The following is a 19,693-nucleotide window of genomic DNA, read 5'->3' on the forward strand; positions in this document are numbered from 1 at the left end:
AGGTCGGTTCTCACAAGGGGAGGGAACGGAATGGCGAGTTGTACGCTTGAGACTCAGGCTGCGCAAAGCGCAGAGGTAAATTCTGTTGTCCGGCTGCTACGCAGCCTTTTCCCTCCTTCCGCCCTACTCTTGCCAGCTGTAGCCAGCGCTGAGTACAAGTTTAATTTCCCCGAGCCGGTCACGCCCATCGCCCGGGAAACGCTGCACATCCACAACGAGTTCATGCTGATCATCACCATCCTGTTCGTGGTGGTGTTCGCCATCATGATCTACTCGATGATCAAGCACAGGAAGAGCAGCGGCCACGCGCCGGCCAAGTTCTCCGGGCCGACAGGCGCGCTGCAATGGTTCTGGGCATTCATCCCCTTCGCCATCCTGCTTTTCATCGACTTCGTGCTGATGGGCATCCCGGCCGTGCAGGCCATCATCAACATGGAAGACACCCAGACCAAGGCCGACATGGTCCTCAAGGTCACCGGCATGCAATGGAAGTGGCAGTACGAGTACCCGGAATCCGGGGTCAAATTCATCAGCACGCTGGCCACGCCACGCGACCAGATCAGCAATTCCGAGGCCAAGGGCGAACACTACCTGCTCGAAGTCGACAAGCCGGTTGTGCTGCCGGTCGGCAAGAAGGTGCGCATCCTGCTCACCTCAACTGACGTTATCCACACCTGGTGGGTGCCGCAATTCGGCGTCAAACGCGATGCCATTCCCGGCTTCCTGCGCGAAACCTGGGTGCTGATCGAAAAGCCCGGCATCTACCGCGGCCAGTGCGCCGAACTGTGCGGCAAGGACCACGGCTTCATGCCGGTGGTCGTCCATGCCGTGCCGGAGCCCGAGTATCTCGCCTGGGTCGAGGCGCAAAAAGCCGAGGCCAAAACAGCGGCAGGCGGAGCCGACCGTACCTGGAGCAAGGACGAACTGGTCGCCGAGGGCAAGGCAGTCTACGAAAAGGTTTGCGCCGCCTGCCACCAGCCGGATGGCAAGGGTTTGCCCCCAGCCTTCCCGGCGCTGGCCGGCAGCAAGATCGTCAGCGGGCCGTTGCTCGACATGAACGGCAAGGTGATCAAGGACAGCCATGTTGACCGGGTGCTGCACGGGAAGACCGGCACGGCGATGCAGGCCTTCAGCGCCAGCCTGTCCGATGTCGAGCTGGCGGCCGTCATCACCTACGAACGCAACAGTTTCGGCAACCAGATGGGCGACATGATCCAGCCTGCCCAGATCAAGTCCCTGCGCTAGGAGACGAGCGATGAGCACAGCCACCACCCACGCCGCCGAACACCCGACCGAACATTACCCCGGCGGCCTGATGCGCTGGCTGACGACGACGAATCACAAGGACATCGGCACGATGTACCTGACTTTCTCGCTGATCATGTTCTTCGTCGGCGGCTTGATGATTCTCGCCGTCCGCGCCGAACTGTTCCAGCCCGGCCTGCAGTTGATGAAGCCGGAATTCTTCAACCAGCTGATTGGCGTACACGCACTGGTGATGATCTTCGCGGCGTTGATGCCGGCCGCCACCGGCTTCGCCAACTGGATGCTGCCGCTGATGATCGGCGCGCCCGACATGGCGCTACCCCGTCTCAACAATTGGGGTTTCTGGCTGCTGCCGCCGGCCGCCATCCTGCTCACCCTGCCCTTCACACTGGCCCTGTTCGGCATCGGCGACGGCGCGCTGGCCACCGGCTGGACCTTCTACGCGCCGCTCTCAGTGCAGGGCGGCATGGGCGTCGATTTCGCCATCCTGGCCGTGCATATCCTTGGTATTTCATCGATCATGGGCTCGATCAACATCATCGTCACCATCTTTAACATGCGGGCGCCGGGCATGACCATGATGAAGCTGCCGCTCTTCGCCTGGGGCTGGCTGATCACCGCCTTCCTGCTGATCGCCACGCTGCCGGTATTGGCCGGCGCGGTGACCATGCTGCTCACCGACCGCCATTTCGGCACGCATTTCTTCGATGCCGCCGGTGGCGGCGACCCCATTCTCTTCCAGCACCTGTTCTGGTTCTTCGGCCACCCCGAGGTCTATATCCTGCTGCTGCCGGTCTGGGGGCTGATGCCGCACGTGCTGTCCACCTTCTCGCGCAAGCCGACCTACGGCTACAAGGCACAGGTCTACAGCTTCATCGCCATCGGCCTGCTTTCGGTGGTGGTCTGGGCGCACCACTTCTTCACCGCAGGCCTGCCGGTGCCAGCCCTGATCTACTTCATGTTCAGCACCATGGCCATTTCGCTGCCACTGGCCGTGCTGTTCTTCTGCTGGATCGCCACCATGTGGAAGGGGGCGATGACTTTCGAGACGCCGATGCTGTTCGCCGTCGGCTTCATCGTGCTGTTCGGCATCGCCGGCCTGACTGGTCTGATCCTCGCCGACGTCGCCGCCGACGCCCAGTACCATCACAGCTACTTCGTCGTCGCCCACTTCCATTACGCGCTGTTCGCCGGCGGCATCATGGGCGTGATGACCGGGGTCTATTACTGGCTGCCGAAATGGACCGGCCACATGTACAGCGAAAAGCTCGGCAAGCTGCATTTCTGGCTGACCGTCTTTTCTTTCAACCTGACTTTCATTCCCCAATTCTTCCTCGGCCTGGCCGGCATGCCGCGGCGCATTCCCGACTATGCGCTGCAGTTCGCCGAATTCAATGCCATATCGACCGTCGGCGCCTTTGTCCTCGGCATCAGCCAGTTGCTCTTTGCCTGGAACATCTGGTGTTGCGTGCGCGGTGGGACCAAGGTCGACAACCAAGTCTGGGAGGGGGCGGAAGGCTTGGAATGGGAGCTGCCCTCGCCGCCGCCCCACCATACTTGGGAAATCCAGCCGGTGATCAAATGAGCGAGGAGTACATGACCCCGGCCTTCACCGATGCCGATCTCGCCCGCCGCCGTGCCGCATCGCGCCGCCTTGGCTGGCTTCTTGGCGCCGTCGTTCTGGTCATTTACCTCATCGGCTTGTTCATCAAGCGTTAGCACCATGGAACAGGCCCAACCCACCCCAGCCAGCCACAATCGCCTGATCGGCAAGCTGCTGTTGATGGTGGCCGGGGCCTTCGTTTTTGCCTTCGCGCTGGTGCCGCTTTATGACGTGCTTTGCGCAGCCACGGGCTTCAATGGCAAGACAGCCGGGCCTAGCGTGATCCGCGACGGATTCGGCGTAGGTGGCCTGCAAACCGCTGCTGGCCCAGCCTCGAAGGTCGATACCGGGCGCACCGTCCGTGTCGAATTCACCGGCACCGTGATGCCCGGCCTGCCTTGGGACATGCGACCACTGACGATCAGCCTCGACATCCATCCGGGTGAGTTGCAGCAGGTCAGCTACCTGGTGCGCAACACGTCGAATCGCACAATTGTCGGACAAGCCGTGCCGAGCGTAACCCCCGGCCAGGCGGCCCAGCATTTCGAAAAAATCGAGTGTTTCTGCTTTTCGCAACAGACGCTGGGGCCGGGTGAAGCGCGCGAAATGCCACTGGCTTTTATCGTCAAACCAGAGGTCGACCGCAACATCCGCCACATCACCCTGTCCTACGCCTTTTTCAGCATCGATGGACAACGCCAGACACTGACCAGTAGCGGGGAGCCCCGATGAAAACCAGTTCAGCCCATGCCACAACCGAGGAACATTACTTCGTTCCGCAACCCAGCCTGTACCCGGTCATCCTTTCGGCCGGCATGTTCCTGCTTGCCCTGGGCTTCATTCAGCTCATCAACAATTTCGGCCCCGGCAAATGGGTCATGTTCGGCGGTACGGCTGTCATCCTCTATGTGCTGTTCGGCTGGTTTGGCAAGGTCATCGGCGAATCGCAGAGCGGATCCTACCGCGACTGGGAGGACCGATCCTTCCGCTACGGCATGATCTGGTTCATCGCCACCGAGGTGATGTTCTTCGCCGCCTTCTTCGGCGCGCTGTTCTACGTCCGGGTCATTTCGGTTCCGACCCTGGGCGGCATGGAAGGCGCCCACGGCTTCAGCCTGTGGCCCGAATTCGCCGGGACCTGGCCGACCAGCGGCCCGAAAGGCGCCCCCTTCACGCCAATGGGTGCCTGGGGCATTCCGGCGCTCAATACCGCCCTGCTGCTGAGTTCCGGCGCCACCGTCACCTGGGCGCACTGGGGGCTGCTGCGCAACCAGCGTAGCCATCTCATCCTTGGTCTCGCGGCCACGGTCCTGCTCGGTAGCGTTTTCCTCGGCTTTCAGGCCTACGAATATCACCACGCCTACAACGAACTCGGTCTGACCATGGGCGCCGGCGCCTACGGGGCGACCTTCTTCATGCTGACCGGTTTCCATGGTTTCCACGTCACGCTCGGCACCATCATGCTGGCGGTCATCCTGCTGCGCAGCCTGAGCGGCCATTTCAGCGCCGAGCGCCACTTCGCCTTCGAGGCGGTGGCCTGGTACTGGCACTTCGTCGATGTGGTCTGGCTGATCCTCTTCGTCTTCGTTTACTGGGTGTAGCCGGGAATGAGACCGAACCTGAACCCGGCCAGCAACACCAGAAAGAGCGCGATGGACAGCCCGATGCGCAGGGTCAGCGCCCGCACCGTCCGCTCGCCGGCCCCCTGGTCGCGGTAGAGATAGAAGAGCCCGGAGAACAGGCTGCCAACTATGGCCAACAACAGCAAAACGACCAGTAGCTTGAGCATGGATGACGCCTCCGAGCGGATTTCCGTGCCTCAGTATGCGCGCCGGCCGGGCCGAGCGGCAAGGTCCAGCCGCAAGCAGTCAGCGATCCTCGGCGGGCTGCTGCTTGCCTTCCTGTTGCCGGCCTTCATTTCGCTCGGCCTCTGGCAGTGGCGCAAGGCCGAGACGAAAACCGCGCAGCAAAGCGAACTCAACACCCGCAGCCACGATGCGGCCATTGCCATGCCGACCACGCTGGCCAATGTTCATTCCCTGCGTCACCACCGGGTCATCCTGCGCGGCAGCTACGACGCCGCCCATCAGGTGCTGATCGACAACCGCCTGTATCAGGAACAGGCCGGCTATCACGTCATCACGCCCCTGCAACTGGCCGGATCGAACATGCATGTGCTGGTCAATCGCGGCTGGCTACCTGCCCCAGCCGACCATCAGCATCAGCCGGCGGCCGAGGTGCCGGCCGGCGAAATCGAACTGAGCGGCATCGCCGTGCTGCCCACCCAGCGCTTCTTCAACCTGGCGCCGCAACCGACCAGCGGCTGGGCACCGGTCTGGCAGAACCTCGACATCGAACGCTTCCGCTCGGCTGTGCCCTATCCCCTGCAAGGCCTGATCATTCAGCTCGACCCGACGGCGCCGGGCGGCTATGTCCGTGACTGGCCGCGCCCCGACGAACGGGCCGACCGCCACCGCAGCTACGCCTTCCAGTGGTTCGGCTTTGCCATCGCCAGCCTCGGCATCTGGGGCTATTTTCTGTTTCGCCGGCCATGAGCAGCGTCGCCATCCATCCGCTCCCCAACCAGCGCCAGGGTCGGCTGATGCTGGCGCTGATCGTCGGCTTGCTGGCCTTGCCCTTCGTCATCGGCGCCGGCCTTTACTTCGGTGGCTGGCAACCATCCCGGATTGGGCATCACGGCCACCTGCTCAACCCGCCTCGGCACCTGCCAGAGCAAATCCTACGGTCAACCGGAAAAAATGCCGAAAAATGGAAACTCGTGCTCCATGTCAGCGGCCCCTGTGCCGCCGACTGCACGAACCGTCTCGACGAAATGCGCCGCATCCACGTCGCCCTCTACAAAAACATGGGCCGCCTGAGCCGCGCCGTGCTGACCGACCAGCCAAACGACCCGGCCCTGCTCGCCTTGCACGTCAGCCAGCCCGACCTTACGGTGCTGACCGCCTCGCCCGATACATTGGCAGAAATATCCGATCCCGTGCTGCTGATCGATCCACAGGGGCTCGTGATCATGACCTACCCCCCCGACGCCAGCCCCCAAGGCATGCGCGCCGACCTCGAGCGCCTGCTCAAATACGCCTGGACCGGCTAGGAGAATCTCCATGCACACCGCGACAGCACCCACCCTGAGCCTCGGCCAGCGTCTGGCCGCCTTCAGCCACCTGTGCAAACCACGGGTCAACAGCCTGATCGTATTCACCGCAATGATCGGCATGTGCCTGGCGACGCCGGATTTCCCGCCGCTCTTGCGCTTCACGGTCGCCTCGCTCGGCATCGCGCTGGTCTCCTTCGCTGCCGCCGCACTGAACTGCCTGGTCGAGCGGACCGTCGATGCCAAGATGGCCCGCACCAGCTGGCGCGCCACTGCGCGCGGTGACATCTCGCCACTTGAAACGATCACGCTAGCCACCGCCCTCGGCGCCACCGGCCTGTGGCTGCTGCACAACTTCATCAACGACCTGACCATGTGGCTGACGCTGGCCACCTTCGTCGGCTATACCGTCATCTACACGCTGATCCTCAAACCGGCGACGCCCATGAACATCGTCATCGGCGGTGCTTCCGGCGCCATGCCGCCGCTGCTCGGATGGACGGCGATGACCGGCCATGTCTCGGCCGAACCGCTGGTTCTCTTCCTGATCATCTTCCTGTGGACCCCGCCACACTTCTGGGCACTGGCCTGCTACCGGCGCGACGACTACGCCCGTTCCGGCCTGCCCATGCTGCCGGTCACCCACGGGATCACATTCACCTGCCAGCACATCCTCTGGTACACCGTGATGCTCGCCGCGGCCAGCCTGATCCCGGTCTCGCTCGGCATGAGCGGCACGTTCTACCTGATCGCCATCAGCCTCCTCGACCTCGTCTTCCTCGGCTACGCCATCGCCCTCTGCCGCAACTACAGCGACGCCCTGGCCCGCCGCACCTTCCGCTACTCCATCCTCTACCTGACCCTGCTCTTCGCCGCCCTCTTCATCGACCGCCTGTTCTGATCCACCAATGCGCCTCTACCGCCGCCTGCTGCTCGTCGCTACCCTGCTCGCCTTCGCCGTCATCGCCCTCGGCGCCTACGTCCGCCTGTCCGACGCCGGCCTCGGCTGCCCCGACTGGCCAGGCTGCTACGGCCACTGGCTGGGCGTCCCCGAGGCACACCACGAACAGCAAGCGGCCGCGCAAGCCTACCCGGACCGACCGCTCGATACCAGCAAGGCATGGAAGGAAATGCTCCATCGCTATCTTGCCGGCACCCTGGGCCTGCTGATTCTGGCGCTGTGCATCCTCGCTTGGCGAAAGGAATACCGCAGCCGCCAGTCGCCGGCCCTGCCGACCGCGCTGCTCGGCATCGTTGCCGTGCAGGCGGCGCTGGGAATGTGGACTGTCACCCTCTTGCTCAAGCCTGTCATCGTTACCCTGCACCTGATCGGCGGCATAGCGACGCTCTCCATCCTCGTCGGCATGAGCGTAGCCGGACGCGATGCAAGGCCGGATTCCGCTGTCAGTCCCGGCATGCGCCTGCTAGCGGCCGCTGCCTTGCTGGCAATTGCCATCCAGATCGCCCTCGGCGGCTGGGTCAGCAGCAACTACGCCGCTCTCGCCTGCCCGGATTTCCCGACCTGTCAGGGCCAATGGCAGCCGGAGATGGATATTGCCCACGCCTTCAGCCTGCACCGCGAACTGGGCGAGACGGCCGATGGCCAGTTACTGCCGCACACCGCCCTGACGGCGATTCACTGGAGCCACCGTCTGGGCGCTGCCTTGGTTTCACTGGTGGTCGGCCTGCTCGCGCTCACCCTGTTCAAAACCGGCAGGCGACATTGGCAAGTATGGGGCGGCTTGCTGGCGCTTCTACTGCTGGCACAACTCAGCCTAGGCATTGCCAACGTGTTGCTCGGCCTGCCACTGGCCATCGCCGTCGCCCATAACCTCGGCGCCGCGCTGCTGCTGACGGCGACGCTGACGCTCAATATCAGCCTCTATCGCCAGCGCCTCCCGGCATCGGGTGCGTCAGCCCTGAGCGGCACATCAAAGACCGCAGCCGGTTGAATGATTTCCGGTTGGAAAAAGACAAAGCCCGGAAAAACCGGGCTCTGTCTTTTCTGCCTGTGGCGCTAGCTCATTCCCACTCGATCGTCGCCGGCGGCTTGCCAGAAACGTCGTACACAACCCGGTTCAGACCACGGACTTCGTTGATGATCCGATTCGAGACGCGACCGAGCAGTTCGTAGGGCAGGTGCGCCCAGTGGGCCGTCATGAAATCACTGGTCACCACGGCGCGCAAGGCAACCACGTTTTCGTAGGTACGCCCGTCGCCCATCACGCCAACGCTCTTGACCGGCAGGAAGACGGCGAAGGCCTGACTGGTCAGGTCGTACCAGCTCTTGCCGATATCGGCCGCAGTACAGGCACCAGCAGCCACATCACGCTCGGTAGCATGCGTCGCGCGCAATTCATCGATGAAAATGGCGTCGGCACGCTGCAGCAGATGAGCGGCTTTCAGCGTAACTTCGCCAAGAATACGGACACCCAGCCCCGGCCCGGGGAACGGATGGCGATAGACCATCTCGCGCGGCAAACCAAGCGCCACGCCGAGTTCGCGAACCTCGTCCTTGAACAGTTCACGCAGCGGTTCGAGCAGCTTGAGATGCATGTCTTCCGGCAGACCACCGACGTTGTGGTGACTCTTGATGGTATGGGCGCCCTTCTTGCCCTTGCCGGCCGACTCAATGACATCCGGGTAGATGGTGCCCTGAGCCAGCCATTTGGCTGCGGGCAATTTTTTGGATTCAGCCTGGAACACCTCGACGAATTCCTTGCCGATGATCTTGCGCTTCTGCTCCGGGTCGGAAACGCCGGCCAGCTTGCCCATGAAGTCCTCAACTGCATCGACGCGAATAACCTTGACGCCAAGGTTGCGGGCGAACATGTCCATGACCATGTCACCTTCGTTCAGGCGCAGCAGTCCGTGATCGACGAAGACGCAGGTCAGCTGGTCGCCGATCGCCTTGTGGATCAGCGCCGCGGCAACGCTGGAATCGACGCCACCGGACAGGCCGAGGATGACTTCCTCATCACCAACCTGGCGCTGGATAGCATCGACGGCTTCGGCGATGTAGTCGCCCATGACCCAATCCGTGCCACAGCCGCAAATGCCATGCACGAAGCGTTCGAGAATGGCGCGGCCCTGCTGCGTGTGTGTCACCTCAGGGTGGAACTGGACGGCGTAAAACTTGCGGCTCTCGTCGGCCATCGCGGCAATCGGGCACGAAGCGGTCGACGCCATCTTGACGAAGCCTGCCGGCAGCTCCATCACGGAATCGCCGTGGCTCATCCAGACCTTGAGCATGCCGTGGCCTTCCGGGCTGTAGAAGTCGGCGATATCGTTAAGGAGTGCCGTGTGACCATGGGCACGGACTTCCGAATAGCCAAATTCGCGCGACTTACCCGCCGCTTCGGCGGTCATCACCTGGCCACCCAGTTGCTGGGCCATAGTCTGCATGCCGTAGCAAATGCCAAGCACCGGAACACCCAGCTGGAAAACGATTTCCGGAGCACGCGGCGTATCACCTTCAGTAACCGAACTAGGGCCACCGGACAGGATGATGCCCTGGGCGCCGTAGCTGCGAATGAACTCGTCCGAAACGTCGTACGGATGAATTTCGCAGAACACCTTGGCTTCGCGGACGCGCCGGGCGATCAACTGGGTGACCTGGGAACCGAAATCGAGAATGAGGATTTTCTGGTGAGCCATTTTCAAAACCTTGAATAAAAAGGGCGGCTCCCGGAGCCGCCCTCAGTAACACGGAAAAGATCAGTCGAGGTGGTAGTTCGGCGCTTCCTTGGTGATCTGCACGTCGTGGACGTGAGATTCGCGGATGCCAGCCGAGGTGATTTCGACGAAACAGGCATTGTCATGCATGTGGGCGATGGTCGGGCTACCAAGATAACCCATCGACGAACGCAGGCCACCCATCAACTGGTGGATCACGGCAAGCACGGAGCCCTTATAGGGAACGCGACCCTCGATACCTTCTGGCACGAACTTGTCGACATTGGATGTCGTTTCCTGGAAATAGCGATCCGACGAACCGGCCTGCATGGCACCCAGCGAGCCCATACCACGGTAGGACTTGTAGGAACGCCCCTGGAACAGTTCGACTTCGCCCGGTGCTTCTTCGGTACCGGCAAACAGACCACCGAGCATGACCGTATCGGCACCCGCTGCAATCGCCTTGGCGATGTCACCGGAGTAACGAATGCCGCCGTCGGCAATCATCGGTACGCCCGTACCCTTGAGCGAATCGGAAACGTTCTGGATGGCGGTGATTTGAGGCACGCCGACACCGGCAACGATTCGCGTCGTGCAAATCGAACCCGGGCCAATACCGACCTTGACGCCATCGGCACCCATATCAACCAGCGCCCGCGCTGCATCGGCGGTAGCGATATTGCCGCCGATAACTTCAATCTGCGGATAGTTTTTCTTGACCCACTGGACACGATCAAGGACGCCTTGCGAGTGGCCATGGGCAGTATCGACCACGATGACGTCAACACCGGCTTCGGCCAGCAATTCGACACGCTCTTCGGTACCAGCCCCGACGCCGACTGCAGCGCCGGCGCGCAGGCGTCCGGACGAATCCTTGTTGGCGAGCGGATGTTCAGTGGACTTCAGAATGTCCTTGACGGTGATCAGACCACGCATATGCCATTCATCGTCGATGACCAGCACGCGCTCAAGACGGTGCTTGCGGATCAGCTCCTTGGCATCCTCGACGCTGGCGCCTTCCCGGACGGTAACCAGACGCTTGCGTGGCGTCATGATGGCCTTGACCGGCTGATCGAGATTGGTCTCAAAGCGCAGGTCGCGATTGGTGACTATGCCAACAACCTTGCCTGAACGATCGATCACCGGCAGTCCGGAAATCTTGTACTGGCGAGTGATCTCGATCACATCACGCACGGTCATGGTCGGCGAAACGGTGATCGGATCCTTGAGGATACCAGACTCAAAACGCTTCACCTTGGCCACTTCGGCCGCCTGTGCCTTGGGTGACAGATTCTTGTGAATAATGCCGATTCCGCCCTCCTGCGCCATCGCAATGGCGAGGCGGCCTTCCGTCACGGTATCCATGGCGGCGGAGAGCAAGGGCAGGTTCAGGGTAATGTTGCGGGTCAGCCGGGTAGCCAGGCTAACATCGCGGGGAAGTATCTGGGAATGTGCGGGGACGAGCAGTACGTCGTCGAAAGTCAGTGCTTTTTGCAGCAGTCGCATGGCCTTTAGCCTTTAATCCAAGGTCACAAAATCGTATTATACAGAAAAGCCAAGGAAACCCAGATGACCTCGAGATCTACCTTCATTTTTGCCCTGTTTTTCCCGTTGACCGTGGCAAGCTTTTCCACCCACGCGGAAACATTTCAGTGGAAGGACAGCAACGGCCAGACGGTGGTTTCAGACGTGCCGCCACCGGCCACGGCCAAGGGACGACGATCCATCGGCGGCATGAAACCAGCGGTTGTTTCTGAGGCCCTTCCTGAAAAAACAGGCGACGCGCCCAAAGTCGCCGACGCGCCGAAGACTACGGCGGAAAAAGATCTCGACTTCAAAAAAAGGCAGCAGGAGGCTAGGGAGAAAGCCGACAAACTGGCAGCTGAATCAGAAAAACGCGAGAACTGCGAACGGGCCCGGCGCAGTGTAGCAACACTCGAATCAAATCAGCCGATCAGCACCCTCGACGACAACGGCGAGCGCAAGGTGATGGACACCTCACAGCGTGATCAGGAAATCGAGCGCGCTCGCAAGGTTATGGCTGACTCCTGCAAATAAGCAGGAATCGCGACTCAAGCCTCGGCGTCGGAATCCCCGGCGCCTTTTTTCATTACCTTGCCCTCAGCCGCGCGTTGCTTCCGAACCTCCTTGGGGTCGGCGATCAGCGGCCGGTAAATTTCGACTCGATCCAGATTGCGCAGCACAGAGTCAGGTTTTGAAAGCTTGTTCCAGATACCGAACTTGTTTTTCTTCAGGTCAATTTCAGGATATTTCTCGAGCAACCCGGAAGCCTCTAGCGCCTGCTGCAGGGTAGCCCCGTCATTTAATTTGAGGCGGACAAGTTCCTGCTTGTTTGACAGGGCGTAGCAAACTTCGACACTCAACATTTCAGCCATGGCTGACTCCAAAAACCTGCGTGGCACGGCGCACGAAGGCATCGACGAACGTATTGGCAATATGGCTGAACACCGGGCCGATCACCTTCTCGAACAATTTGCTGGAAAACTCATAGTGCAACTGGAACTCAATCTTGCAGGCATTTTCAGCCAGCGCCCTGAAACGCCATGACCCCTCCAGATGACGAAACGGACCATCAACCAGGCGAATTTTCATCAGCAGAGGAAATTCCTTGTCGTTTTCCGTCGTAAAACTGGACTTAACCGAATGGTAATTGATGTGCAACGTGGCAACTGTTTTCACCGCATCCCGACACTTCACCTCGGTATGGCTGCACCAGGGCAGGAACGCAGGGTAATCCTCGCAACGGTCCACCAGCTCGAACATGCGTTCGGCGGATTGCTCGATCAAGACGGTCTTTTCAACGAGGGCCATGCAGCGGCAGTATTCCTGTTTCCTGTAGAATCGCGATTTTAAAGGAACAGCCGGTAGCATGAGCATTACGGTCAACAAAAAAGCCTTTCACGACTACTTTGTCGAAGAAAAGTACGAAGCCGGGATCGCCCTCGAAGGTTGGGAGGTCAAGGCCATTCGTGCCGGCCGAATGAATATCAAGGAATCCTACGTCATCATCAAGAGTGGCGAAATCTACTTGATTGGAATGCATATCAGCCCGCTGGCGACCGCCTCCACGCACAACCAGCATGACCCGATACGCACGCGAAAGCTGCTCTTGCATGCCAACGAAATCGGCAAGCTGATCGGCAAGGTTGAGCGGGCTGGTTACACTCTGGTTCCCATCGACCTGCATTTCGTGCGTGGACGGATCAAGCTTGAAATCGGCCTGGCCAAGGGCAAGAAACAGCACGACAAACGTGCCGATGCGCTGGATAAAGACTCGAAGCGGGAAGCTCAGCGCGCCATGAAAGAACGCCTTCACTAAAACCAGCCGGTTTTAGCTGTATCATTTTTGTTCGTCGTATTGCCATACGCACAAATGACTATGGCGTTTAGCACCCCAGGCTGCGGAACTTTGGCTTATCCTTGTGATGACCATGAAAACGATACGAATTGTTCTCGCAGATGACCAGTTATTGATACGCGCCGGGATCCGCGCGATTATCGAGACACTTCCTGGATATCTGATTGAAGCCGAATGTGCCGATGGCCATGAAACTATCGCGGCCATCCGCAGTTGCCAACCCGACGTTGTCCTGCTCGATATCGCCATGCCCGGACCATCAGGCATTGAGGTGGCGCGTACTATCCGCCAGTTCGATCAGGAAACCAGAATCCTTGTGCTGTCCAGCATTGACCGCCAGGAAATTGTCGAACAGGCGCTTGCTGCTGGCGTCAATGGCTATTTGCTAAAGGACTTCGTTCTTGCCGAGCTGGTTCAGGCCTTGACCATGATGCTCGATGGAGGAAGCTTCCTGTCGCCAAAGCTCAGTGCAATGAACTTGCGCTCGGAAGCCGAAAACGATTCCGGACAGAACTCTCGACTGACCACGCGGCAAACCGAGATTCTCCGCCATGTCGCATCAGGCAGAACCACCAAGGAAATTGCCCGCGAACTGGGCATCAGCCCGAAAACCGTCGAGTTTCACCGCAGTCGCCTGATGGAAAAAATAGGCGTCCACGACGTAACCGGCTTGACACGATTTGCGCTCCATACAGGCATCGTCAGTTGCCCCTGAACGGATAGCGACTCAGTCTTCCCTCTCTACCAGAAAGCCAGCCAGTTCTGCTGCCATGCACTGTAAGCAATGACTCAAGGGGGCCGACATCGACGGCCAGTCAGCTACTGGTGCGGAATTACCAATCGGCGCTTCGAGAAGTTGTTGGCGAACCAGTTGTTCGATCTCACGAGCCTGATCGAGACATTGGTTCCCTGAGAACAGCACACAGCTACTGCGAATGTCATGCAGCACGTCCCTCAGAGCCGGCAGATCGCCTTGTTTTGCTGCGTCTTCCAGCCGCCGACATAAGGTCGGGGCATTCTCAAGAAATATGTTAACCAGTCGTTCTGCAGCCGCCTGGTTTCGTCCCAGATTAACCAGCAAATACTCCAGATTGCAGAAGTCGCTACCGTTACGATTACTGCCGCTCTCAGACATTACCGAATACCTTGGCTTATTTGTATTATTCGGTCATAGCTTATGCCTGCGGAAAAAGGCAGGGAACCCGGTGTTACCCTAGGGAAGCCACCCAAGAAACAGAAAAGCCCGAAAAGCAGAAGCTTTCGGGCTTGACGGTAGTTGGCGGAGTGGACGGGACTCGAACCCGCGACCCCCGGCGTGACAGGCCGGTATTCTAACCAACTGAACTACCACTCCGTATCATGGCGCCCGGTTTTGGCGGGCGGCAACGAGCGGCGAATAATAGCACGGGGCCATGGTTCCGGGTGCCCGGCTACGACTACAATTTGACGTTTTCAGCCGTGCAACGGAAACGATGACCGATACCGGTACGCTCAACTTCTCTTGGTCGCAAGCCATGGTCGCCGGCTTTGTCGCTGCGGGCGCCAGCGATGCCGTCATATCCCCCGGCTCGCGCTCGACGCCGCTGGCGCTGGCCATGTTGCGCCAGCCCCGACTGCGCTGCCATGTTGTGATCGACGAGCGAGGCGCGGCTTTTTTTGCGCTTGGCATCGCCAAGGCCAGCCGGCGACCAGTACTGATCCTGGCCACCTCCGGCACAGCCCCGGCCAACTGGCTGCCGGCCGTGATCGAGGCTAGCCAGTCCGGCGTACCGCTCCTCCTGATTTCGGCTGACCGTCCACCGGAACTGCAGGGTTGCGGGGCCAATCAGACCATCGAGCAGATCGGGCTTTTCGGCCCCCACGTCCGCGCCAGCCACGCGCTTGGCACTCCGCATGACGGATTTGATCCGGCTTACCTGCACCGCCTCGCCGCCCGCGCCTATGAGCAGGCGACCTGGCCTCACCCAGGCCCTGTCCACATCAACCAGCCGTTCCGCGAGCCACTGCATCCTTTGGCGGATACCGCCGAGGCGGAAATACCGGAAGCCATCCGCGTTGCGCACCCGGCGCTGCAGCCAGTCGAGGAGGATATGCGCGACTTCGCCAGCCGCATCAGCGGACGTCCCGGCATCATAGTCTGCGGCGAATTGCCGGTACATCGCGAAAACTGCAATGCCATTGCCGCCCTGGCCGAACGGCTCAATGCCCCGATCCTCGCCGAACCGCTGTCCGGACTGCGCTACGGCGATCTTGATCGCTCGCATCTGTGCGTTCGTTACAACCACTGGCTGAGCAATCAGGCATTCGCCGACCAGCACCAACCGGAATGGGTCCTGCGCTTCGGTGCCTTCCCGGTTACCCGCAACCTGCAAAACTACGTGAGCGAAATCCGGAAGACCCACGCCGTGGTCGAACCATGGCCAGGCTGGAGTGATCCCGCCCATCGGCTGACCCATCTGTTCCGCGCTGAGCCTGGCGAATTCTGTACCGCACTGTTGGCAGAATCGCTCGTTGCCGCCCCCGGTAGCTGGCGGCAGGATTTTGTCGACCAAGAGGCTGCCGCAGCGAAGGGGGCCGACGCTGGCCACATTGCAGTCATGCTCGAAGAAATTCCGGATGCCACGCCGTTCTTCATCGGCAATTCGCTGGCCATCCGCCAGATGGACAGCCTGTCAGGCTGCGGCGAAAAAGCCATCCACTTTTACGGCAACCGTGGTGCCAGCGGCATTGACGGCAACATATCGACTGCCATGGGGATTGCCGCAGTTCATGGCAATGTCGTTGCCCTGCTCGGCGACTTGACCACCCAGCATGACCTCGGCGGACTGGCGCTGGCCCAGGGTCGAAATGCGGTGATTGTTGTGGTCAACAACGCCGGGGGCGGCATTTTCGATCACCTGCCCCAGCGCCAATTACCCGAGTTCGAGCGTGGCTGGCGTACCCCGCAACAAATCAGCTTCGAACATGCGGCGCTGACCTTCGGTCTTGGCTTTGGCCGCGCCGAGTCGATTGATGCATTCAGAAAGGCCCTGCGCGCGGCGCTCGCCGCCGGTGGCCCGCATCTGATCGAACTGCAGATGCCTTGAGGCCTTGCGGTAAAATCGGCCCCCATGAATTTCTCGATCAACGCAACCGACCCGAGCAGTGCCTCGCCCTTGGGCAAGGCCACGGAATACCAGAGCCACTACACACCCGAGTTGCTCTACCCCATTCCGCGCCAGCTCAAGCGCAACGAACTAGGCATTGCCGATGGCGCCCTGCCCTTTGTCGGCGAGGATTTGTGGAATGCCTATGAACTGTCATGGCTCAACCCGAAGGGCAAACCGGTGGTTGCTGTCGGCACCTTCCGCGTGCCGGCCGACAGCCCGAACCTGATCGAATCGAAGTCCTTCAAGCTTTACCTGAATTCCTTCAACCAGAGCACTTTCGCCGACGTAAAAGCCGTCTCGAAGACGCTTGAACGCGACCTCTCGGCCGCCGCCGGCAAGCCGCTCGGCGTCACACTCGAACCGCTCGCCGACCGCCCGCAAGCCGTGATCGGCATCCCGGAAGGCATCTGTCTCGACAATCTGGATATTGCCTGCGACCGCTACCAGCCAGCCCCTGAACTGCTGACTACACAAGCCGGCGAAGTCGTCGAAGAAACGCTGTTCTCCCACCTGCTCAAATCCAACTGCCTGGTCACCGGCCAGCCGGACTGGGCGATGGTTGTCATCCGCTACTGTGGTCAGCCCATCGACCGGGCCGGGCTGCTGCGCTACATCGTTTCCTTCCGCAATCACAACGAATTCCACGAACAGTGCGTCGAGCGGATTTTCACCGACATCCAGAAGCATTGCGCGCCCGAGGCGCTGGCCGTCCACGCCCGCTACACCCGGCGCGGCGGCCTCGACATCAATCCCTTCCGCAGCAGCGGCGATTGCTACGGTCGACCGGAAAATATCCGCGAAATCCGCCAGTAATTTTCGCCCGCTGAAAAAAATAACAAACGACAAGCTCATGACTAAAGACGCCGCGCCCGACCTATCCAAACACACGCCGATGATGCGCCAATATCTGGCGCTCAAGGCCAGCCACCCGAACACTTTACTGTTCTACCGGATGGGCGATTTCTACGAGCTTTTTCATGAAGACGCAGAAAAGGCGGCGCGCCTGCTCGACATTACGCTGACGACGCGCGGCCAGTCGGCCGGCGTGCCGATCAAGATGTGCGGCATTCCCTTCCATTCGCTCGAACCCTACCTCGCCCGCCTAGTCAAGCTTGGCGAATCTGCCGTGATCTGTGAGCAGATCGGCGATCCAGCAACCAGCAAGGGGCCGGTCGAACGCGCCGTAGCGCGCATCGTAACGCCCGGCACGCTGACCGATGCGGCGCTGATCGACGACAAACAGGATATCTGGCTACTCGCAGTCACCACGCTGCGCAACACCGCCGGTCTGGCCCGGCTCAATCTGGCCAGCGGCGAATTTGTGCTGCTCGAAGTCTCGGCCGACCAGATTCCGGCGGCGCTGGAGCGCATCCGTCCGGCCGAAATCCTTTACCCGGAGAGCTGGACGCCCAATTTCGGCCTCGACGTCGCCCGCACCCGCCAGCCGGACTGGTATTTCGAATTCGACTCGGCCCGCCGCCTGCTCTGCGATCAGTTTGAAGTTGCTTCCCTCGCCGGTTTCGGGGCCGAAGGCCTGAAGCCGGCCGTCGCCGCGGCCGGAGCCCTGCTCCAATACGCGCAGGCAACGCAGGCTGGAAAACTGACCCATCTGCGCGGCTTGACCGTGGAAATAGAAGGCGCCTACCTCGGCCTCGATCTGGCCACCCGGCGCAATCTGGAACTAACCGAAACCCTGCGCGGCCAGCCGTCGCCGACGCTGTTCTCGCTGCTCGACAACTGCGTGACGAGCATGGGCTCGCGCCTGCTCCGGCACACGCTGCATCATCCTTTGCGCGAACGCGATCTTCCTGCCGCTCGCCATGGTGCCGTCGAATTCCTGCTCGACGACTACGGCCGCATCGCCGGCGAAATCCGTCGCGGCCTGCGTGGCATCGCCGACATCGAGCGCATCGCCGGCCGTATCGCCCTGCGCAACGCCCGTCCGCGCGATCTAGCCAGTCTGCGCGAATCGCTGGCCCGCCTCGATGGCCTGCGTGCCCCGCTGGCAGGCGCCTTCTCGCCGCTGGTGGCGCAACTGTTTACCGATCTCGATACGCCACAAGCCACGCTAGCTCTGCTGATCCGTTCCATCGGTGCCGAACCGGCCGCCCAGATTCGCGATGGCGGCGTCATCGCCCCGGGCTACGACGCTGACCTCGACGAATACCGCTCGCTGAACGAAAACTGCGGCGCCTACCTGGTCGACATGGAAGCCCGCGAACGCGAGCGCACCGGCATCAGCAGCCTCAAGGTCGAGTACAACAAGGTGCATGGCTTCTACATTGAAGTCACGCACGCCAATACCGAGAAAATCCCGGAAGACTACCGCCGCCGGCAAACGCTCAAGAATGCCGAGCGCTACATCACGCCTGAACTCAAGGCTTTCGAGGACAAGGCGCTGTCGGCGCAGGAACGGGCGCTAGCCCGCGAAAAGCTGCTATACGAAGCCATTCTCGACGAACTGCAACCGGTCATTCCGACACTGCAAATCATCGCCCGCGCCGTCGCCCATCTCGATCTGCTGGCCGGCTTCGCCGAAACGGCCCTCAAGCGCAACTGGTGCAAGCCCGAATTTGCCGAAGAAATCGGGTTGACCGTGGAAGGCGGCCGCCATCCGGTGGTCGAGGGTGAACTGGCCAACAATGCCGAAACCTTCATCGCCAACGACTGCCTGCTAGCTGAAAACCGCCGCCTGCTGCTCATCACCGGCCCGAACATGGGCGGTAAATCGACCTACATGCGGCAGGTGGCGCTGATCGCCCTGCTCGCCCACATCGGCTGCTACACGCCGGCCGACCGCTGCGTGCTCGGCCCGCTCGACCGCATCTTCACCCGCATCGGGGCTTCCGACGACTTGGCTTCCGGCCGTTCGACCTTCATGGTCGAAATGACCGAAGCTGCCGCCATCCTGCACCACGCGACGGCCAACAGCCTTGTCCTGATGGACGAAATCGGCCGCGGCACCTCGACCTTCGACGGCATGGCCCTGGCCTTCGCCATCCTGCGCCATCTGATCGACAAGAACCGCTGCCTGACGCTGTTCGCCACGCACTATTTCGAAATGACCCGGCTGTCGCACGAATACACCGAACTGGCCAACGTCCACCTCGGCGCCGTCGAGCACAACGACCGCATCGTCTTCATGCACGCCGTCGAAGAAGGCCCGGCCAACCAGAGCTACGGGATTCAGGTCGCCGCACTAGCCGGCATCCCCACCGCCGTCGTCCGCGCCGCCCGCAAGCAGCTGCGCGAATTCGAGCAACGGGCCACGGTCGATCCGCTGCAACCCGACCTCTTCGCCCAGGATTTTTCGCCAGAAGCGCCCGAGCCAGCCGAAGCGGCACCGCACCCGGCCCTCGACCACCTCGCCGCCATCGACCCGGACAGCCTGACACCGCGCGAAGCCCTCGATGCGCTCTATGCCCTGAAGGGTTTGCTCCGTTGAGCGGCTAGCCGGCGATTCCCACGGTCAACCGGAAATTTTGGCCAAAAATGAAATGTTGCGAAGA

At 61.0% G+C, this 19,693-nt stretch carries 21 protein-coding genes and 1 tRNA gene; 15 read left to right on the plus strand and 7 right to left on the minus strand.

Annotation, left to right across the window (positions count from 1 at the left end):
• The first annotated feature begins 129 nt into the window (after positions 1-129).
• The 5 genes from coxB to WBK19_RS05615 are packed head-to-tail and all read left to right on the plus strand — an operon-like array spanning position 130 to position 4,470.
• Positions 130-1,245 carry a cytochrome c oxidase subunit II gene (gene coxB / locus WBK19_RS05595; protein ID WP_511287739.1) on the plus strand — a complete coding sequence of 372 codons (1,116 nt, stop codon included), beginning with the start codon at positions 130-132 and terminating at the stop codon, positions 1,243-1,245.
• A gap of 10 nt (positions 1,246-1,255) precedes the next feature.
• Entirely contained in the window at positions 1,256-2,851 is a 1,596-nt protein-coding gene (ctaD, locus tag WBK19_RS05600; RefSeq protein ID WP_511287741.1) for a cytochrome c oxidase subunit I, read from the plus strand.
• A complete protein-coding gene (locus WBK19_RS05605; RefSeq protein WP_511287743.1) occupies positions 2,848-2,985 on the plus strand; it encodes a hypothetical protein in 138 nt (45 codons plus the stop codon). The genes ctaD and WBK19_RS05605 overlap by 4 nt, the downstream gene beginning before the upstream one ends.
• Before the next feature lie 4 nt (positions 2,986-2,989).
• The gene (locus WBK19_RS05610) at positions 2,990-3,601 is read left to right on the plus strand and encodes a cytochrome c oxidase assembly protein (protein ID WP_511287745.1); all 612 of its coding nucleotides are present in this window, start codon (positions 2,990-2,992) and stop codon (positions 3,599-3,601) included.
• The gene (locus tag WBK19_RS05615; RefSeq protein ID WP_511287746.1) at positions 3,598-4,470 is read left to right on the plus strand and encodes a cytochrome c oxidase subunit 3; all 873 of its coding nucleotides are present in this window, start codon (positions 3,598-3,600) and stop codon (positions 4,468-4,470) included. Before WBK19_RS05610 ends, WBK19_RS05615 begins: the two co-directional genes overlap by 4 nt.
• Here the strand turns inward: WBK19_RS05615 and WBK19_RS05620 are convergent.
• Complete coding sequence (locus WBK19_RS05620) at positions 4,458-4,658, minus strand: twin transmembrane helix small protein (protein ID WP_511287748.1); 201 nt, start codon at positions 4,656-4,658, stop codon at positions 4,458-4,460. The two genes, WBK19_RS05615 and WBK19_RS05620, sit on opposite strands and share 13 nt — an antisense overlap.
• On the opposite strand from WBK19_RS05620, the gene WBK19_RS05625 reads away from it, so the two are divergent.
• Genes WBK19_RS05625 through WBK19_RS05640 form a run of 4 tightly spaced genes read left to right on the plus strand, consistent with a single transcriptional unit; the run spans position 4,657 to position 7,933 of the window.
• Positions 4,657-5,424: an SURF1 family protein gene (locus WBK19_RS05625; protein ID WP_511287749.1), complete on the plus strand. Its 768-nt coding sequence runs from the start codon at positions 4,657-4,659 to the stop codon at positions 5,422-5,424. The two genes, WBK19_RS05620 and WBK19_RS05625, sit on opposite strands and share 2 nt — an antisense overlap.
• Positions 5,421-5,981 (plus strand): SCO family protein, encoded by a 561-nt coding sequence (locus tag WBK19_RS05630; protein WP_511287751.1) that lies wholly within the window; start codon positions 5,421-5,423, stop codon positions 5,979-5,981. The genes WBK19_RS05625 and WBK19_RS05630 overlap by 4 nt, the downstream gene beginning before the upstream one ends.
• 10 nt (positions 5,982-5,991) lie before the next feature.
• Complete coding sequence (gene cyoE / locus WBK19_RS05635) at positions 5,992-6,882, plus strand: heme o synthase (RefSeq protein ID WP_511287753.1); 891 nt, start codon at positions 5,992-5,994, stop codon at positions 6,880-6,882.
• A gap of 7 nt (positions 6,883-6,889) precedes the next feature.
• On the plus strand, positions 6,890-7,933 hold the full coding sequence (locus WBK19_RS05640; RefSeq protein ID WP_511287755.1) for a COX15/CtaA family protein: 1,044 nt from the start codon (positions 6,890-6,892) through the stop codon (positions 7,931-7,933).
• Between the two features lie 70 nt (positions 7,934-8,003).
• Here WBK19_RS05640 and guaA read toward each other — a convergent pair whose 3' ends face one another.
• Positions 8,004-9,638 (minus strand): glutamine-hydrolyzing GMP synthase, encoded by a 1,635-nt coding sequence (guaA, locus tag WBK19_RS05645; protein WP_511287756.1) that lies wholly within the window; start codon positions 9,636-9,638, stop codon positions 8,004-8,006.
• Between the two features lie 60 nt (positions 9,639-9,698).
• Complete coding sequence (guaB, locus tag WBK19_RS05650; RefSeq protein ID WP_494648803.1) at positions 9,699-11,162, minus strand: IMP dehydrogenase; 1,464 nt, start codon at positions 11,160-11,162, stop codon at positions 9,699-9,701.
• Positions 11,163-11,273: 111 nt separating this feature from the next.
• Between guaB and WBK19_RS05655 the strand changes: the two genes are divergently transcribed.
• Positions 11,274-11,714 (plus strand): DUF4124 domain-containing protein, encoded by a 441-nt coding sequence (locus tag WBK19_RS05655; protein WP_511287757.1) that lies wholly within the window; start codon positions 11,274-11,276, stop codon positions 11,712-11,714.
• Positions 11,715-11,728: 14 nt separating this feature from the next.
• Here WBK19_RS05655 and WBK19_RS05660 read toward each other — a convergent pair whose 3' ends face one another.
• Together WBK19_RS05660 and WBK19_RS05665 are read right to left on the minus strand one after the other, a co-directional pair.
• Positions 11,729-12,052: an RnfH family protein gene (locus WBK19_RS05660; RefSeq protein ID WP_511287759.1), complete on the minus strand. Its 324-nt coding sequence runs from the start codon at positions 12,050-12,052 to the stop codon at positions 11,729-11,731.
• The gene (locus WBK19_RS05665) at positions 12,045-12,488 is read right to left on the minus strand and encodes a type II toxin-antitoxin system RatA family toxin (protein ID WP_511287761.1); all 444 of its coding nucleotides are present in this window, start codon (positions 12,486-12,488) and stop codon (positions 12,045-12,047) included. The genes WBK19_RS05660 and WBK19_RS05665 overlap by 8 nt, the downstream gene beginning before the upstream one ends.
• A 58-nt stretch (positions 12,489-12,546) precedes the next feature.
• Between WBK19_RS05665 and smpB the strand changes: the two genes are divergently transcribed.
• Positions 12,547-12,996 (plus strand): SsrA-binding protein SmpB, encoded by a 450-nt coding sequence (smpB, locus tag WBK19_RS05670; protein ID WP_226405405.1) that lies wholly within the window; start codon positions 12,547-12,549, stop codon positions 12,994-12,996.
• A 112-nt stretch (positions 12,997-13,108) separates the two neighbouring features.
• Complete coding sequence (locus WBK19_RS05675; protein WP_511287762.1) at positions 13,109-13,750, plus strand: response regulator; 642 nt, start codon at positions 13,109-13,111, stop codon at positions 13,748-13,750.
• A gap of 12 nt (positions 13,751-13,762) precedes the next feature.
• Here WBK19_RS05675 and WBK19_RS05680 read toward each other — a convergent pair whose 3' ends face one another.
• Positions 13,763-14,170 carry an Hpt domain-containing protein gene (locus WBK19_RS05680; RefSeq protein ID WP_511287764.1) on the minus strand — a complete coding sequence of 136 codons (408 nt, stop codon included), beginning with the start codon at positions 14,168-14,170 and terminating at the stop codon, positions 13,763-13,765.
• A 142-nt stretch (positions 14,171-14,312) separates the two neighbouring features.
• Positions 14,313-14,389: transfer RNA gene (locus WBK19_RS05685), tRNA-Asp, on the minus strand.
• 118 nt (positions 14,390-14,507) lie between these two features.
• Between WBK19_RS05685 and menD the strand changes: the two genes are divergently transcribed.
• Genes menD through mutS form a run of 3 tightly spaced genes read left to right on the plus strand, consistent with a single transcriptional unit; the run spans position 14,508 to position 19,629 of the window.
• Positions 14,508-16,121 (plus strand): 2-succinyl-5-enolpyruvyl-6-hydroxy-3-cyclohexene-1-carboxylic-acid synthase, encoded by a 1,614-nt coding sequence (gene menD, locus WBK19_RS05690; RefSeq protein ID WP_511287766.1) that lies wholly within the window; start codon positions 14,508-14,510, stop codon positions 16,119-16,121.
• A gap of 24 nt (positions 16,122-16,145) precedes the next feature.
• The gene (gene queF, locus WBK19_RS05695; protein WP_511287768.1) at positions 16,146-16,997 is read left to right on the plus strand and encodes an NADPH-dependent 7-cyano-7-deazaguanine reductase QueF; all 852 of its coding nucleotides are present in this window, start codon (positions 16,146-16,148) and stop codon (positions 16,995-16,997) included.
• 37 nt (positions 16,998-17,034) lie between these two features.
• A complete protein-coding gene (gene mutS / locus WBK19_RS05700; protein ID WP_511287770.1) occupies positions 17,035-19,629 on the plus strand; it encodes a DNA mismatch repair protein MutS in 2,595 nt (864 codons plus the stop codon).
• Positions 19,630-19,693 lie beyond the last annotated feature (64 nt).

Origin of the sequence: Azonexus sp. (assembly GCF_049652925.1) — a bacterium.
In the GTDB taxonomy this organism is placed as follows: domain Bacteria; phylum Pseudomonadota; class Gammaproteobacteria; order Burkholderiales; family Rhodocyclaceae; genus Azonexus.